Consider the following 15,474-nt stretch of genomic DNA (forward strand, 5'->3'; position numbering starts at 1 on the left):
AATTTGCTCGACGTGCAAAAGTGGAATAATCCGTTTATTGTATTTAATAGCATGATTAATTTCTTTGAGACAATAGGGAGAATTAACAGAATGAGGAGCAATAATAAACAGAAAATTATCAGCTTTAATAATCCCATCATCAATTTGATTTTGAAAGTCAACTCCTAGGGGAATATCATTTTGATCAAACCAGATTTTCAGACCATTTTCTGTGAGTTTTTCATAGAGTTTTGAAGCAAAAGATTTACTATCAGCTCGCCCGTAGGAAATGAAAGCATTGTAATATTCTGACATAGGTTTTTAGGTAGGAAAATTATGTTTTTAGCAATGGTAAACAACTAATTATTTTTGTAGGTTAACTCTTGATAATAAAAAGGATATATAAACCAATATCCTTAAATATTTAGAACTATTTAAGCAGGTAGATTTCAACAATTAATAATGAATAATGAATAATTAATAATTACCTCTCATTGAAAAGAAGAAGATTGATTCAGAGACTGTTTGTAAAAGGAATATTAAATCCAGGCGTAGGGTGGGGAGGGCGAGGCGGCAATAATTATGAATCGTAACCAAAATTTAACTTTCCGCCTTAACCCACCGAAAATTAACCATTCTGGCCGTCTTAATCTTTAGTTTACAAACAGTCTCTCAAAGGAAAATTTTTATTTATTATCCCCTTAAAAGGGTCGGCTTTAAACCAAAATTTTTCGGTAAAAAAATATAAAACCAATAGGCAGATTTTATATAGAATTCGGTTATATAACGTAGCGCTATAATTCTCATTCCTTCTGAATCCTGACTCCTAAATCCTAACCTCTAAAGTTCCATTGCCTAACTCCTATAAATTTTTCGCTACTTTGTTTGAGAGTATAATAAAGCATAAAACTCTCTAGTCAAAAATATCTCTTATTTAGAAAAACTAGATTTTATGCTAACTTCTTCTAAACTTAAAGAGGGTCTATTTTGTATTTCAGGATCAGCTCCCACTTGAATCAAGAAATCAGCAAATTTTACATTTTTCTTCAAAGGTCGAATAGCTCTAATTTTAACCCCGGAACTAATTAATATTTCTGCAACTAACTTAACTTCTTCTAGACTTACTTTTGAACCAAACCAAATCGAATTAGTAGGCACATCTACCACAACACTTGGTACAAGTATTAACTGATAATCTAAACTTCTCAAAGCTTTTTCAACCACTCCATTATCAACATCTTTAGGAAAATACTCAACCACCACAAAATTTTCTTTTTTTTGTTCAAAATTATCCCCCAACAAACTTAATTCATCCTGCAAAACTTCCTTATATACTGTTGGTAAATGCCTACTCATAGAATTAGTTTCAATTCCATATCCTAAACTCGTCCATGTACCAGATAATAACCGCAAAACTTGATTTAATTTTCCCTTTCTCAACAACCCAGGAATATCTGTCTTCCAATATTTGCGATCGCTTAACCAACCATGTACAACAGCATCCTGATATTTTGGTTCAAAACTGTAAGATTCCCAAAACATAAACCAATCACGTTGAGGATGATAACGTTTGGACATAAGATACCAAGTATTGGTTAACATTTGATATCGTCCCGCTGCCGTGCTACAATTACCCTTATTTGGACCAGAAACAATTGTGATACACCAGTCTGGATGTTTGCTCAGGTCAGATACTTTTTTACCTGTATAAATAACATGATAAGGTTGAGAATAATTAGACTCACTAGCTGAAATAGTTCGCATTAACGCCCGAATATAAGGATCGCCTCCTTTCATTGCTAGTCGAGGCCATTTTTCTCCATCATTATAATTATATTCATTTTTATTAGGGGAATTTAAGCTTATTAGCTCTTTATTTTGCTTAATTTTTCCCTTGAAAATATGGAAAAAAGATATAAAAGATACGATAAGTATAGATATAAAAATTAGGCGTTTGAAAAGTATAAAACGTACATGAGTTCGCTTTCGTCTCTTTCTTATAATTTTGGGTTTAGTAGAATGCATCTAAATCATCAAGGGTGATTTTATAACGAAGTCAGGAGGTAGGGACGTTTTCAGCTAAGAGCTGACATTAAACGCTGCGCGACATGAAACGCATTTTTGTTATGCAACGTCCCTACGGAGTCAGGAGTCAGTACGGGCGAGCAAGCATAATTAGGAGCATGACTTTAGGAAATCGCCCCTACAGAAGTTGACCAACGTAACGGGGATTAGGGCAACGCTCCAAAAACGTGTAACTGATTGAGGTGGGGTTGCAGGACTTGGGTCCTGTTTAATAAATATTAGACATCTCCGGCAAAGAGGGAGTAGGGAATAGGGGGAAAGAATTGATTTAATTTTTGATGATTCGGAGAGGTCTATTATTCTGAGAGCTTCATCAAATGAATTACCGAATAATTAATAACTAAATAATTCAGGTTTAAAGTCTCTCCTTTTTAAGGGGAAAAATTTTGATTTTTCCCAATAGTTTCAATCCTCTTCCTAAAAGGGAGAGGTAATTATTAATTATTAATTATTGAACCAAACAATTTTTGCCAAGATTTTTCCGGTGCTTCTGCTTGAGTAACAATCTCAACAATTTTATTGTAAGCTGCTGGTTGAAATATTGCCTCCACAGAAACTTGTGCTACTTTAGTGCGAGGAATACTACCCTCAAATAAGCGATCGGCAGATTCCATAACAATAGGAAATTGATTATCATCATTTTTCAGACCACCAGGACGAACAATAGTATAACTAAGACCACTTTTCTGAATATACTCTTCAGCCTGTTTTTTCCAGAATAAAACAAGCCAAAACAAATTTAGGGGGTGAAAAAATTGAGATACACACAAGGATGAAACTAACACAAAATGTTCAATACCCTTTTGTTTAGCAACATCCACTAAATTTTTAGTTCCTAGATAATCAACATTATATGGACCAGTAAAGTCAAAATTAGGTTTAGCACCTGTGGCACATAACAATACCGTACTATCCCCAATAGCAGTGTAGAGACTACTGGGATTAAGTACATCCCCCATTACCAACTCTGCTTCTGGGGGCAGAATTTCTCTCGCTGTCTCTAAGTTACGAACCAGAGCTTTAACAGGAATATCTCGTCTCACCAACTCTTGTACAATCCGACGACCTGTTTGGCCAGTTGCTCCAGGGATAAATGCTTTCATATCATATTTCAATTTATGTAGTGCTAGGGCTATAATTATAGCCCTAGGGAATAGGGAATAGGGAATAGGGAATAGGAAATAGTAAACTGTCAAAGGGTTTTCCTACGGAATGCTGCGCAAACAGGATTTATAAATGTCCGTGCCCTTTGCTTCGACTGCTATATAAGTCTTTTTTTGTGGCTTCTGCCTTTTGAGTCTTAACAAAAATAAATATAAATTTTTTCTATAAATTAAATAGCAATTTGGAAATTCTAAATTTATTGAGTATAGTTGTGTATATATATACACCAGACGGCTAATTATGCATCACAACTTGGCAAGACATCAAACCTTAGAAATGGACAAAAATTTGATTAGTGATGTTTACTTAAGTACAACAGAAGTAGACACATCAGAAACTAACAAAATTACCTGGTTTAAGACTAAATATAGTGACTGCATGGAACTATATGTAGATGTTGAAACTGTAGCAAAGCACTTTGCATCTCACAGGAATTGGTTTTGTCAATGCGCTCATCCCATGAAAGTTGAGCCTATCGGAGAAAATGGCTATGATTTATTGATTGGAAAGTTTGGCTCCTTTGGATACCACGTAGAAGCTAGAGTTGGTTTGGAGTTAGTGCCACCAGATTCCGCAGGAATATATAGAATCAGAAATATAAAAGTGCCAAATTATACTCCTCCTGGGTATGAAATTAAATTTCAATCAGAAATGAAGTTAGTGGAGTTACCCACAGATCAATTCTGTAGTCAGAAGGAGATTCAAAAATTGGGACTCCCCTCTGTGATTACTGGAGCAAAATGGGATTTAGATTTGACTGTGGGCGTCAAGTTTCCTGAGTTTATTCAAAAAATGCCCCCTGGTTTGATTCAAAAGACTGGGAATAATTTATTACTGAAAATAGTACGTCAGGTATCACGGTGTTTGAGCCACAAAACTCAAATCGATTTTCATACTACCTATAATTTGCCATTTCCCAAATATAGAAAAAGAAAGTAGAAGTTTGGTCTCTAAAGCCGTGCAATATCTAAATCAATATTTATGTAGTTGCCTTTACTGTTAGGAAATTCTTAAAATCTAAAATTTACTCACAACAAGAATTTCTCTTTTTACTAGGGAGGCTATTGACTATCTTTTGAATTCAAAATTCACACATTCAAGGTTCAAAAATTTTGGTTCTAAGTGAATTTCAATAATTGTTTAATTAAGGATTCAAGCCTCATTTTTCTCCAGAGTGAAAAAATCAAAAATATTTCCCTTATTTTAAGCCTCTGACTTCAGGTAGAGGTTATAATTTTGAATTAATAATTTTGAATTAATAATTTTGAATTTTGAATTTATTTGACCTTATTTATTGGTCAAAAATGTAAATTATAGTTGTTGGTATGGGTTCGCAAAAAGAAGAAATAGCTTTGGTACAAGCTGTAAAAAATAGTAATCTTGCTCAAGTATCTGTCCTGCTTGCTCAAAATATTGATGCTAATGCTCAAGCTCTAGATGGTACAACGGCTCTAATGGTGGCCGCAGAAAAGGGCTTTACTCAAATAGCCTCTGTATTACTAGATAAGGGCGCTGATGTCAACTATACGAGAAAAAAATTTGGTGCTACAGCTTTAATGTTGGCTGCAGCTCATGGACGAGCTGAAATAGTGGAACTTTTGCTAAGTAGGGGTGCTGATGTCAATGCTAAAAATGATGATAGTGGTTCTCCTCTAATGGTGGCCTCCATGAATGGTTATCTGGCAGTGGTGAATCAATTAATAGCTGCTGGAGCAGATATTAATGTGGTGGACAAAGACCATGATACGGCCTTGGGTTTAGCAACAGCTCAAGGTTATCAAGATGTAGTTAAAGTCTTGCTTAATGCTGGAGCTAGGGTAGATGAGTCTACATTATCTGTAATTGCTGATAGTAATTATACAGAAATAAGAGAAATTTTTATTAGTCATGGTGTGGATGTAAATATTAGAAATTTACAAGGTAAAACATGGTTAATGCAAGCAGCAGAAGCTGGGGATTTATCTACTGTAAAGACACTATTAAAGGCTGGTGCTGATGTTAATTTTAGAGATCAAGATGGAGAAAATGCACTGATTTTATCTGCCGATTTAGGTTATTTAGAAATTGTCAAAGCTTTATTAGAATCAGGGGCAGATGTAAATATTAAAAGTAGAAATGGCGGTACGGCTTTGATAGCTGCTGCTGCTGAAGGAAATGTAGCGATCGCTTCTGCTTTATTAGATGCTAATGTTAATGTTAATGCTCAAGATTTAGAAGGAGAAACTGCACTAAGTTTTGCCATAGTAGAACATCATACTGAAATAGTTAAACTTCTTTTGGAGAATCAGGCAGAAATTATTACTAAAAATCAAGCAGGTGATACACCTTTATTCAGTGCAATTTTTCATGGTTATACAGATATTGTATCAATTTTATTGTCAAAAATAGAAAAGCAAAATCTTCCATCTTTATTAAATAGTAAATATTTAGGAGAGACAGCTTTAACATTAGCAATTTGGCACAAACATAGGGAGATTATTAATCTTTTGCTAGATGTTGGTGTAGATGTAAATATTCCTGCCCAGGGAGGTTCTACTCCGATGATCAAAGCAGCATATCAAGGAAATATTGAAATATTAAAGCTACTCTTAGAAAGGGGAGCAGATATTAATCTCCGAGATGATAATGAGGCCACGGCTATAATGTGGGCAGCATATCAAGGTCATGCTGAAGCTGTAAAATTGTTAATTGATTCTGGGGCTAATTTAACCTATAAAAATCGAGGCGGTTGTACAGCTTTAATCCTAGCAGAATTTAATGGTTATCAAGATGTTGTTAGGTTGCTGAATAATGCTGGAGCTTGAAGAAGGTTATAGGTTTTATAGTTACTAAATCTATAGAAAAATATTTTTTGATTTAGTTTTAATTAAGTGTTACCTTAACGGGGTGTTAGCGTAGCTCCTCCGCAGGAGGCACTACAACACCACGCCAGTTGCTTGACTTTCGGGAAACCCGCCCAACGCACTGGCTCCTCTATCCCATTGCTAAAAGCGTTTGGGACTGCTTTTCGTATCGGTGTTTAAACGAACATTGACATGACTCATTGTATTTGACACCAAATGATTCTAGCTTATTCGGGAAAGTACCAGTTTTTTGCTCTCGTGAGATGCAAAAAGTTAGGATTTTCAACAGACAACAGCGGAAAAATTAAGGGATAATTGTTCCAACTACATTGCAATTGTTCACCATTTCTCCTGACTACTACAAAGAGTAAAAAGACTTTTGAGCGCCAACCCTCTTATAGAACCCATTTGGAATATAAGCAAAAGTGCAGGTTTTTGGCAAAGGAGTCTAGTCGGAGGTCCTCAGAAGTCAGGAGTCAGAGAAATAGGATAGGGGAAAAAAGGTAGAAAAATGCCCCCATCTCCCTATCCCCCCATCTCTAAATAGATACCAAATGGGTTCTATAAAGCGAAAACTCTAATAACCTTGTAGGGACGTTTTGCTGACGCAAAGCTCCGCTAACGCTGCGCGACATGTTTGTGTTTGCGTAGCATCCCGTAGGGAAGCATTCCGTCAGGAAAACGCATTAATGCTCAAGCAACGTCCCTAATTTAGTGTTCTACTCAAATGAAAACCACTGTAAACCTACCCACAACTATGCATTAGGTTCGCTCAGTAATACTAATAATCTTCCCACCAGTCCGATGAATGTTTTGAAAAAATGGGGACATATCAGCATAGTTGATTGTCACTTCTTTCTTGCTGAGGTGGTTTAGTCTAGCTGGTGCCTTAGAGGTAGAGTAAACAATGCGAAAACGCTTGCCGGTATTGTCATAGTTAGCACCATTGCCTTTAGTTTGAAGTTTTACAGGAGTTGGTAAATTACTAGCAATAGAAAATAGTAATTGAGAACGACTATCGTTGTCATTAGTAGCAGGTCCACCTAATAAGGAAAATATCCGGTTAAAGGTGTCATTTTTCAAACCAACTTGGGAAGTCATACCATAGGGATAAGGGACAATCCATTCTCCAAAATTTTCATTATATTCTTGACTATCAATATAGGAATCAATTTCAGCTTCATATCCCTGTCCGTCGTAGATTTGAACGTGCTCAGAAATTTCTGTCTGATCTTGAGGGGCACGACCTAGTAAGTGCTTGTAGTTTAACTCAATAAAGCGATATTGATTATTACTACTAAAGAACAGAGATTGATACAAGCTAGATTGAGCTACCTGTCTGACAAATCCCCTCACACTAATTTCTCCATTACGCAGTTGAGACTCAGCACTTGAAAGGCGATCGCTGTCCATAATGTACTGATTGCCCAAGACTTGCTTGTAAACCGCCCTAATTACTATCTGTACATCTTCTTCAGTGGCATTTGGCCGGAGTTCTAAAGGATAAACTTCAAAGGTATCTATCCCTATAATTGTTGATGTGGCTAACTTTTCCATTCGTTTATTTTTCGTTTATTTATTGAATTTAATCAAAGATTTGGATTTTATCATAAGTTCTTGACGCCCCATTGGTGAGAAAATCTTAACAAATGTTTACTTGTTTACGAATTATTACTTTCTTACTCAGAAAGCGAGACAAAACAGACCCTCTTGTTAGAAACTTTGATTCAGAGTTACAAAAAAAGTTTTTAAGGAGAACTCAATGTTAGACGCTTTTTCAAAAGCTGTAGTTACAGCAGATACAAAAACTGCTCCTATTGGTGCTGCAGAAATAGCTAGCCTCAAAGAATTTGTTGCTAAAGGCAACAGACGTCTTGATGCTGTTAATGCTATTGCTAGCAACGCAAGCTGCATGGTATCTGATGCTATTGCTGGTATGATTTGCGAAAACGATGGATTAATTCAAGCTGGTGGTAACTGCTATCCTAACCGTCGTATGGCAGCTTGCTTGCGTGATGGAGAAATCATTCTCCGCTATGTTACTTACGCATTGTTAGCTGGTGATGCTTCCGTACTCAACGACCGTTGCTTAAATGGTTTAAAAGAAACTTATATTGCTTTAGGTGTACCTCTTCAATCTGCTGCTCGCGCTGTTCAGATCATGAAAGCTCAAGCTGCAGCTCACATCAAAGATCAACCCAGCGACGCATTGGCAGGAGGTAAAAAGCGCATAATGGGTGCTACTGTAACAGAAGATCGTTGTGCTACCCTAGTTGCTGAAGCAGGTGGCTATTTCGATCAAGTAATTTCTGCTCTAAGCTAATCCCTCTCAAACTATTTGGCCATACCCGCTCGTGGTATTCAGTTATTGGCTTTTCGGTTGTTACGATTAGCCAAACAAATTTTAATCCAAATCTAATCAAGTCCAACAAAAAATAGAGTTTAAAGACATGAAATCAGTTATTACTACAGTAGTTTCCGCTGCTGATGCAGCAGGTCGTTTTCCTAGCACTTCCGATCTAGAATCCGTACAAGGTTCTATCCAGCGTGCAGCAGCTCGTCTAGAAGCTGCTGAAAAACTAGGAGGCAATCTTGATGCAGTTGCTCAGGAAGCTTATAATGCTTGCATTCAGAAGTATGGTTACTTAAACAACCCTGGTGAAGCTAATTCCACAGATACTTTTAAGAAGAAGTGTCTCCGCGATGTCAAGCACTATCTACGCTTGATCAACTATTGCTTAGTTGTTGGTGGAACTGGTCCTCTTGATGAGTGGGGAATTGCTGGTCAGCGTGAAGTTTATCGTGCTCTCAGCTTACCTACTGCTCCTTACGTTGAAGCTTTAAGCTATGCTCGTAATCGTGGTTGCGCTCCTCGCGATATGTCTCCTCAAGCATTGACTGAGTACAATGCTCTTCTCGATTATGCAATCAACTCCTTATCCTAAGAAAATTGGTTGAGGTAAGAATAAAATTCTTGCTTTAGAACTACTTTAATCTTATAACTTTGGGATTCTCAGTTAGTTATTTATCTAATAGTGGGTAAGGAACTAACTAAGAGTCCCTTAGTTTTTGTAGCACAGAGTTACTGAAGTCAGAAGTCAGAAGTCAGAAGTCAGAAGTTCAGAAGTTAAATTTGACAGAAAATGCCGTTGAGTGAGAGATTGTACGAATGTAGTCACTGCGGGTTCAAGGCAGACAGAGACTTTAATGCTGCACTCAACCTAGAAAAGTATGTAATAGCTTGAGTTCCAAGCGATCAGGACTTATGCAGAACCGCCATATCTAGTAGAGGGCGAATGGCCATTCGCCCCTACAGATAGCGTATTGTTTAAGAATTTGCGTAAGTCCTGGGGATTTTAAGCCTGTGGAGAAGATAAGTAACAGACTGCGGTCAGTGGTCTTCAGTGTTTGCGCAGCATTGCGTCAGCAAAACAGGAAGTAGGGGCGAACGGCCGTTCGCCCCTACAAAACCCTCATGGGTAAGTTTAGTAGAACGGATTTGATATTGATTAGAAAGCGGTGACCGAGAAATTAGCTCTTAAGTCTCTCTTTGAAAGGCGATAAAAAAGAAAATTCTGGATTTTAAGGCTCCAAGTTGAACCGGAAATACTGATAACTGATAATGGATAACTGAAATGACAGAATCCTCATTAAATGGAATGACAGAATCCTCATTAAATGAAATGACAGAATCCTCATTAAATGAAACGCCAGAACCTTCATTAAATGAAATGACAGAATCCTCATTAAATGAAACACCAGAATCTTCATTATTTGAGCGACTCAAACACCCTAACCCCCACTTGCGCGATCGAGCAATGTGGGAAATAGTTGAAACTCGCGATGAAACTACTATTTCTCGCTTGATGGGAATTTTGGCAGAAGAAGATACGGTCTATCGGCGAGCTGCAGTTAAGGTATTGGGGGCAATTGGGATAGATACAGTACCATCTCTAGTAGATTCATTGCTCAACAGTGATAATTCAACTATTAGAGGCAGTTGTGCTAAGGCGTTAGCTCAAGTAGCTTGTAACTATAAGGAAATTCCCTTTCCTTCAGAAGGTATTGAGGGTTTGAAAAAAGGACTCAATGACGCCAATCCTGTTGTGTACATTGCTTCCGCAATGGCCTTAGGGGTTGTTGGTAAGCCTGCTTTAGATAGTTTGCTAGAGGTTCTTGATGGGACTGATAATCCAGCTTTGTCAGTAGCGATTCTTAATGCTGTTAGCTCTATTGATGACGATCGCTCTAGAGAAACATTAAGCAAATTCAAAAATGATGAATCTGCCGATACCTATGTACAGGAAACTGCTAAAAGTGCTGAATCTCGCGTGGATACGTTGCAGTTTAAGTCAGGGAGTAGGGAGTAGGTTCATTAATGGATAATGGATAATGGATAATTACCTCTCCCTAAGAGGGAGAGGATTGGCTAAAAGGAAAAGATTTATTTTTTTCCCTTTAAAGGGGAGGCTTTTAACCTGAATTATTTAATTGTTTAATTGTTTAATTATTAATTATTTCGGTAAATAATTGATGATTTCTGTATGATAATTAGGGCTTGCTGAAAAAGTCTGATGGGCAAGGGTAGGAGTCAAGAGACTCGAGATAACCCACCCCTAACCCCTCCCTGGAGGGGAAGACAGGAGAAATGGGGATCGAGCGAGGATGTAGTCGGGTCTGAAAGTCCCTTAATTTTTCTGCTATTGTCTGCTCAAAATCTTCACATTTTAAGCTATAGTTGGCACTTTGCTTTCACTTTTTTCCGAAACGCACAGGCGAAAGCTTTTATATATCAATGCTTTTAGATTTAATCAGCAAGCCCTAATTAATTAAAACTTAAGGTATAAACCGGGTTTATCCAGAAATTGCCTGATTTTAACAAATATGACAATAAACCCGGTTTCTTGTTTGAGTACCTAAGTTATTTGATCCAATCTATTGTTCCGAATCGTTTTCTAGTGATTGTCTTTCTAATTGAGTAATTGCCAATTTGATAATCTTCTTAAGATCTTCGTCTGACTCTTGTTCCCATGCTGATCGTAACGGTTCTAATGCGCTATCGGAACGAATTTTCATCAGAGACAAAGCTGCCGCCTTGCGAGTTTCACCGCTAGTAGGATGATTCAGTAATTCAACTAGATTGGGAACTGCTGGTTTGTAAGCTAAATTTCCCAAAACTGCTGCTGCTTCAGTGCGTACCTCTTCAGATGAATCTCCCAAAGCAGTTATCAAAATATTGATGGCTTCCTCTTCTCCTGAGTCTTGGGCAATTTTGGCGATCGCCCCCACCACAGCAGACCTAACTGCCACCTTTTCAGAATTAATTTCTCGATACAAATGTTCTTTGGCTTCAGGTCCTATAAATGCCAAGGCCCAAGCTGCATGACCTTTGGTGCTTTCTGGATGTTCTGTAGACCCTAAAATTTCTAACAACACAGGGGCAGCAGGTTCTCCTATCCGAGCGAGAGCGCCTGCTGACGATCCTTTTACTACCGTATCTTCATCATTAAGTAGAGCATGAACTAGGGGGGAAACTGTATCTGGATCGGCAATTAGGGTCAAAGTTTTGGCACTAGCTCGTCGCACAACAGGATCGGAGTGATTCAGGAGAGCTTCAGTCAAAAAAGGAGTTGCTGGTTTGCCAATTTGTCCAAGAGTCTCGGCAAAACCTAAGCGGACCATTCCCCGCGAATCGCCCATACATTCTACCATGAGTTGTAACTTTTGGCGATCGTTGGTGTCAAAAGTTTTTTGGATTGCTTCTTGTCTAGTTTCTGCTAGAAAAGCATCTGTTTGTTCTGGAGACAAAGTTTTTTGGACTGCTTCTTGTTTAGGTTCTGCTAGAAAAGCATCTGTTTGTTCTGGAGACATGGAAAAATTATAATAATTATGACAACTAATAATAAAAATACACTAAAAAAAACCCACGCTGTAATGTTTGGAAAATACAGCATCGGGAGTATAATCCCAATCATTTTTGGCATTAACATCAGCACCTTTTTCGATTAATAGTTTGACAATATCAATATAATTCCGCGATACGGAGCTCATTAAACAGGTCGCATTTTCTTTGTCTTTAACATTCACATCAACACCCTGTTCAATTAGGGATTTGACTAATTCTAAATTCCCTTCTTTACTAGCTTGCAAGATAGCTTCATTCAGCTCGTCAGTAGCACTCATTAAATAGTTATATTCAAAAAAACTCTTCAATTAAAATAATGAAGGAGTCTCAGTCCATTACTTAACTGTTCTAGCCAAGTAACAGACTACAGAATCCTTCACTTATCAAGACTCATTATTTTATCTCATTTGAGACATACCTATTACTAGGACATAGCGTTGATAACGTAGTCTAGATATGTTGTTAATTCAGTTCCTGCTTGAGGTGACATATCACGGTCAGGACAAATGCGATCGCGGATTTTAGTTAAACCTGTTACATAAGTATCAGTGCTAATTCCTAATGCTTTATAAACTTCACGAGCACCTGCAATACCCCATTCATCAACAGGACCAGTACCACCAACAATTAAACAATAGTGGATTAAACGTAAGTAGTGGATGATGTCGCGCTTACACTTGGATTTTTGTACATCTGCGCCAATGTCTTTACCACTTCCATTGGGGTACTTCGTATAAATTGCGTCAACAGCTTCTTGAGCAACCGCATCAAAGTTAGCAGCTAATTTTTCTGCTGCTTCTAAACGAGCTGCTCCACGTTGTAAACTACCTTGAACTGATTCTAAATCAGAACTACTAGGATAACGACCACCTAAATCAGCAGATGCAATAGCTGTGGTTAAAACAGATTTCATAATTGAGATTCTCCTAACTACCTGAAAATTGACAAACGACAAAAAATTAATATATGAACGGAAAATTATTTGGTTCTAGCTAATAGCTGCAACAACAGCATCAAAGTAACCAGCAACTTCAGAAGCTAAAGAATTACAAGCGTCTTGTTGTTCAGTTACATTCATTTTGCGTTGAGAAGCTGTATTGTTAACAAAAGCTACAGCTGCTGCTTTCATGATTCCTACTGCACGAGCTGTATTTCCTACTGGTACACCTAATGCTGCATAAGTTTCTTTCAGACCATTTAAACAACGGTCATTGAGTACGGAAGCATCACCTGCTAAAAGAGCATAACAGATATAACGAAGAATGATATCGCCGTCACGTAAGCAAGCTGCCATTTTACGGGTAGTATAAACTCCGCCACCTGGTTCAGTTAAACCAGGACTTTCACAACAGATACCTGAAACAGCATCGCTCACAATACAGCTAGCATTACTAGCAATAAAGTTTACTGCATCAAGACGTTTGTTGCCATCTGCGATAAAAGATTTGAGTTTTTCTAACTCAGATCCACCAATGAAACCATCCTTCTTGCCGTTTGCCTCAACTACAGCTTGGGAAAATGCATCAAGCATCTTGAAAATCTCCTGATTTTGATTTTTAATGTTTTTTTTCGTCCCTTAAATTATTTGAGAGACTGATTATTGGTTTGCTTAATTTAACCATTGGGGAACAATATAAAGGGTAAAGTTCCATTTTGTCTTTGATTATTAGAAACTAATTAATATTTTGTAACAAAATCAACAATTGTAACAATTTGTTTCTCATAAACCTTCCATCATAGTATGATGCAAGGCAAACTATAAATTAGTAATTACAGCAATTTTCAGCTCATAGACCACATTAATTGAACTTGAAGTAATGTAGACTTCTAGTTGGCAAAGGTTATAGCTGGGAAAAGCACGATGGAAAGTATTACAGAAGTTGGGATGCTTGTGGTTAAATAAATTGAAAAGTGCTTTAGCTCCTTCAGGACTTACGCTGAACGGCCATATCTGGTGGGGGCGAATGCCATTCGCCCTCTACAGATAGCGTATTTTCCAAGAATTTGCGTAAGTCCTGTCCTTAAGTTTGAAAGAACTGAGGATTTCTATTTTCTTAAATTTTCAAAAAATCATAATTAAGGAGAAAAATATGGGCAATTTAGCTTGATCAGCAACTCTAGGATTAGATGCTTTTGAAGTTGAACCATGAGAGTGACGTTAGCACATTGTAATCAACTGTATGCTAATGGCCAAAAGAAACTAAGTTACGTTGATTTAACTAAGCAATTCATAACTCAAGCCAAGAAAGAATTGCTTTGGTTAAAAGATGTAGCGATTCACTCCATTACAACAATGACTGAAAGACTTAGAGCAAGCATATAAGAATTTCTTTGATATTTGTCAAGGCAAGCGAAGCGCAAGGGAATTAAGGCGTTGGTAATTGGTGGGATGATTTTCTACTAGGGGTGATACCCATCACTTACTCTGGTTAAATATTTAGAGGTATTAGAAACACATTACTTTTAAAGTTTTATCCCTTAATTTACCAACGCCGGAATTAAAGCAAAACCTCCTAAATTTAAAAGCAGAAAGTCTAGACAATCAGTACCTTTACCAACAGACTTTTTCAGCAAATCCTAATTAAGCGCAATGTAAGGACGTTGCATAAGGGCGTCCCTACCAGGTTGGGGAAAGATTGTTTATCACAGCTATTTAACTGATGGAGAGTTTGACTTGCTCTAAGTCCCGCGCTCTATCTGAAAGATGAGCGTCGGGATACATGGACCCCTCTTGCAGATTTTTTCCGGGATTGACCGGAAAAATCTGCAACAGTATAGATATAGAGCTATAGAGTAATCCCGACTGTGTTAGAATTTTTGTATGACTCTAACCATCAACTATCGCTATCGACTTCACCCCGACCCCATCCAAGAGCAAACTATGCTCCATTGGTTGGAAATATCTCGCAAAGTGTACAACTATGCCTTGCGGGAAATTAAGGATTGGGTAAATTCCCGTAAGTGCAGTTTGGACTATTGTTCCCTCTCAAAAGAATACATCATCCCAGCTAACAAACCAATTCCAACCTACTACAACCAGCAAAACGCACTTCCCAAGGCCAAAAAAGAATTCCCAGAACTCAGAGAAGTTCCTTCTCAAGTTCTGCAAACTACAATTCGTAGATTGCACGATGGTTGGAATTATTTCCAGCAAAGAGGTTATGGCTTTCCTCGCTTCAAGAAGTTTGGCCAAATGAAGTCGATGCTGTTTCCTCAATTTAAAACTAACCCGATTACAGGTTGGCAGATTTCTCTCCCCAAGATTGGAATTATACCCATCAACTTGCACCGACCTATTCCAGAAGGTTTTGTAGTCAAGCAAGCAAGGGTATTAAGGAAGGCAGATAGGTGGTTCGTAGTACTCACGCTCGAGTCTGAGGTATCGAGACCAGAAGCTCAACCTCACGGAGAAGCGATAGGTATAGATTTGGGTTTGGAGAAGTTTTTGACAACCTCAGATAGAGAGTTTATTGAGAGACCCCGATTTTTGACATCCTT

At 37.7% G+C, this 15,474-nt stretch carries 15 protein-coding genes; 7 read left to right on the top strand and 8 right to left on the bottom strand.

Annotation, left to right across the window (positions count from 1 at the left end):
• The 3 genes from F6K40_RS32515 to F6K40_RS32525 all read right to left on the bottom strand — a co-directional run.
• Positions 1 to 294: toll/interleukin-1 receptor domain-containing protein (locus F6K40_RS32515; RefSeq protein WP_293142095.1), on the bottom strand; the 294-nt coding region annotated here is incomplete at its 3' end.
• Positions 295 to 909: 615 nt separating this feature from the next.
• Positions 910 to 1,776, bottom strand: coding sequence for a glycoside hydrolase family 24 protein (locus F6K40_RS41160; RefSeq protein ID WP_365673570.1), 867 nt, complete (start codon positions 1,774 to 1,776; stop codon positions 910 to 912).
• Positions 1,777 to 2,501: 725 nt separating this feature from the next.
• A complete protein-coding gene (locus tag F6K40_RS32525) occupies positions 2,502 to 3,167 on the bottom strand; it encodes an NAD(P)H-binding protein (protein ID WP_293142097.1) in 666 nt (221 codons plus the stop codon).
• Between the two features lie 313 nt (positions 3,168 to 3,480).
• Between F6K40_RS32525 and F6K40_RS32530 the strand changes: the two genes are divergently transcribed.
• The gene (locus F6K40_RS32530) at positions 3,481 to 4,167 is read left to right on the top strand and encodes a DUF1997 domain-containing protein (protein WP_365673573.1); all 687 of its coding nucleotides are present in this window, start codon (positions 3,481 to 3,483) and stop codon (positions 4,165 to 4,167) included.
• A 386-nt stretch (positions 4,168 to 4,553) separates the two neighbouring features.
• Positions 4,554 to 6,032 carry an ankyrin repeat domain-containing protein gene (locus F6K40_RS32535; protein ID WP_293142099.1) on the top strand — a complete coding sequence of 493 codons (1,479 nt, stop codon included), beginning with the start codon at positions 4,554 to 4,556 and terminating at the stop codon, positions 6,030 to 6,032.
• A gap of 801 nt (positions 6,033 to 6,833) precedes the next feature.
• Here the strand turns inward: F6K40_RS32535 and F6K40_RS32540 are convergent.
• Positions 6,834 to 7,628 carry a phycobilisome rod-core linker polypeptide gene (locus F6K40_RS32540; protein WP_293142101.1) on the bottom strand — a complete coding sequence of 265 codons (795 nt, stop codon included), beginning with the start codon at positions 7,626 to 7,628 and terminating at the stop codon, positions 6,834 to 6,836.
• Positions 7,629 to 7,833: 205 nt separating this feature from the next.
• Here F6K40_RS32540 and F6K40_RS32545 point away from each other — a divergent pair, with 205 nt between their 5' ends.
• The 4 genes from F6K40_RS32545 to F6K40_RS32560 all read left to right on the top strand — a co-directional run bounded on the left by F6K40_RS32545 (position 7,834) and on the right by F6K40_RS32560 (position 10,441).
• A complete protein-coding gene (locus F6K40_RS32545) occupies positions 7,834 to 8,394 on the top strand; it encodes a phycoerythrin subunit beta (protein ID WP_293142103.1) in 561 nt (186 codons plus the stop codon).
• 127 nt (positions 8,395 to 8,521) lie between these two features.
• Positions 8,522 to 9,016, top strand: a complete 495-nt coding sequence (locus F6K40_RS32550; protein ID WP_293142105.1) for a C-phycoerythrin subunit alpha — start codon at positions 8,522 to 8,524, stop codon at positions 9,014 to 9,016.
• A gap of 198 nt (positions 9,017 to 9,214) precedes the next feature.
• A complete protein-coding gene (locus tag F6K40_RS32555; protein ID WP_293142107.1) occupies positions 9,215 to 9,316 on the top strand; it encodes a zinc ribbon domain-containing protein in 102 nt (33 codons plus the stop codon).
• A 390-nt stretch (positions 9,317 to 9,706) separates the two neighbouring features.
• Positions 9,707 to 10,441 carry a HEAT repeat domain-containing protein gene (locus F6K40_RS32560; RefSeq protein WP_293142109.1) on the top strand — a complete coding sequence of 245 codons (735 nt, stop codon included), beginning with the start codon at positions 9,707 to 9,709 and terminating at the stop codon, positions 10,439 to 10,441.
• Between the two features lie 565 nt (positions 10,442 to 11,006).
• On the opposite strand, the gene F6K40_RS32565 is transcribed toward F6K40_RS32560, so the two are convergent.
• From F6K40_RS32565 to F6K40_RS32580, 4 genes are all read right to left on the bottom strand, one after another.
• Positions 11,007 to 11,942, bottom strand: coding sequence for a HEAT repeat domain-containing protein (locus tag F6K40_RS32565; RefSeq protein ID WP_293142111.1), 936 nt, complete (start codon positions 11,940 to 11,942; stop codon positions 11,007 to 11,009).
• Positions 11,943 to 11,984: 42 nt separating this feature from the next.
• Positions 11,985 to 12,254, bottom strand: coding sequence for an ankyrin repeat domain-containing protein (locus F6K40_RS32570; protein WP_293142113.1), 270 nt, complete (start codon positions 12,252 to 12,254; stop codon positions 11,985 to 11,987).
• A gap of 146 nt (positions 12,255 to 12,400) precedes the next feature.
• The gene (locus tag F6K40_RS32575; protein ID WP_293142115.1) at positions 12,401 to 12,889 is read right to left on the bottom strand and encodes a C-phycoerythrin subunit alpha; all 489 of its coding nucleotides are present in this window, start codon (positions 12,887 to 12,889) and stop codon (positions 12,401 to 12,403) included.
• A 75-nt stretch (positions 12,890 to 12,964) separates the two neighbouring features.
• Positions 12,965 to 13,507, bottom strand: a complete 543-nt coding sequence (locus F6K40_RS32580; RefSeq protein ID WP_293142117.1) for a phycoerythrin subunit beta — start codon at positions 13,505 to 13,507, stop codon at positions 12,965 to 12,967.
• A gap of 1,290 nt (positions 13,508 to 14,797) precedes the next feature.
• Between F6K40_RS32580 and F6K40_RS32585 the strand changes: the two genes are divergently transcribed.
• The coding region (locus tag F6K40_RS32585; RefSeq protein ID WP_293142119.1) for an RNA-guided endonuclease InsQ/TnpB family protein at positions 14,798 to 15,474 on the top strand (677 nt) is incomplete at its 3' end.

It is taken from the genome of Okeania sp. SIO3I5 (assembly GCF_010672085.1).
Lineage (GTDB): Bacteria > Cyanobacteriota > Cyanobacteriia > Cyanobacteriales > Microcoleaceae > Trichodesmium.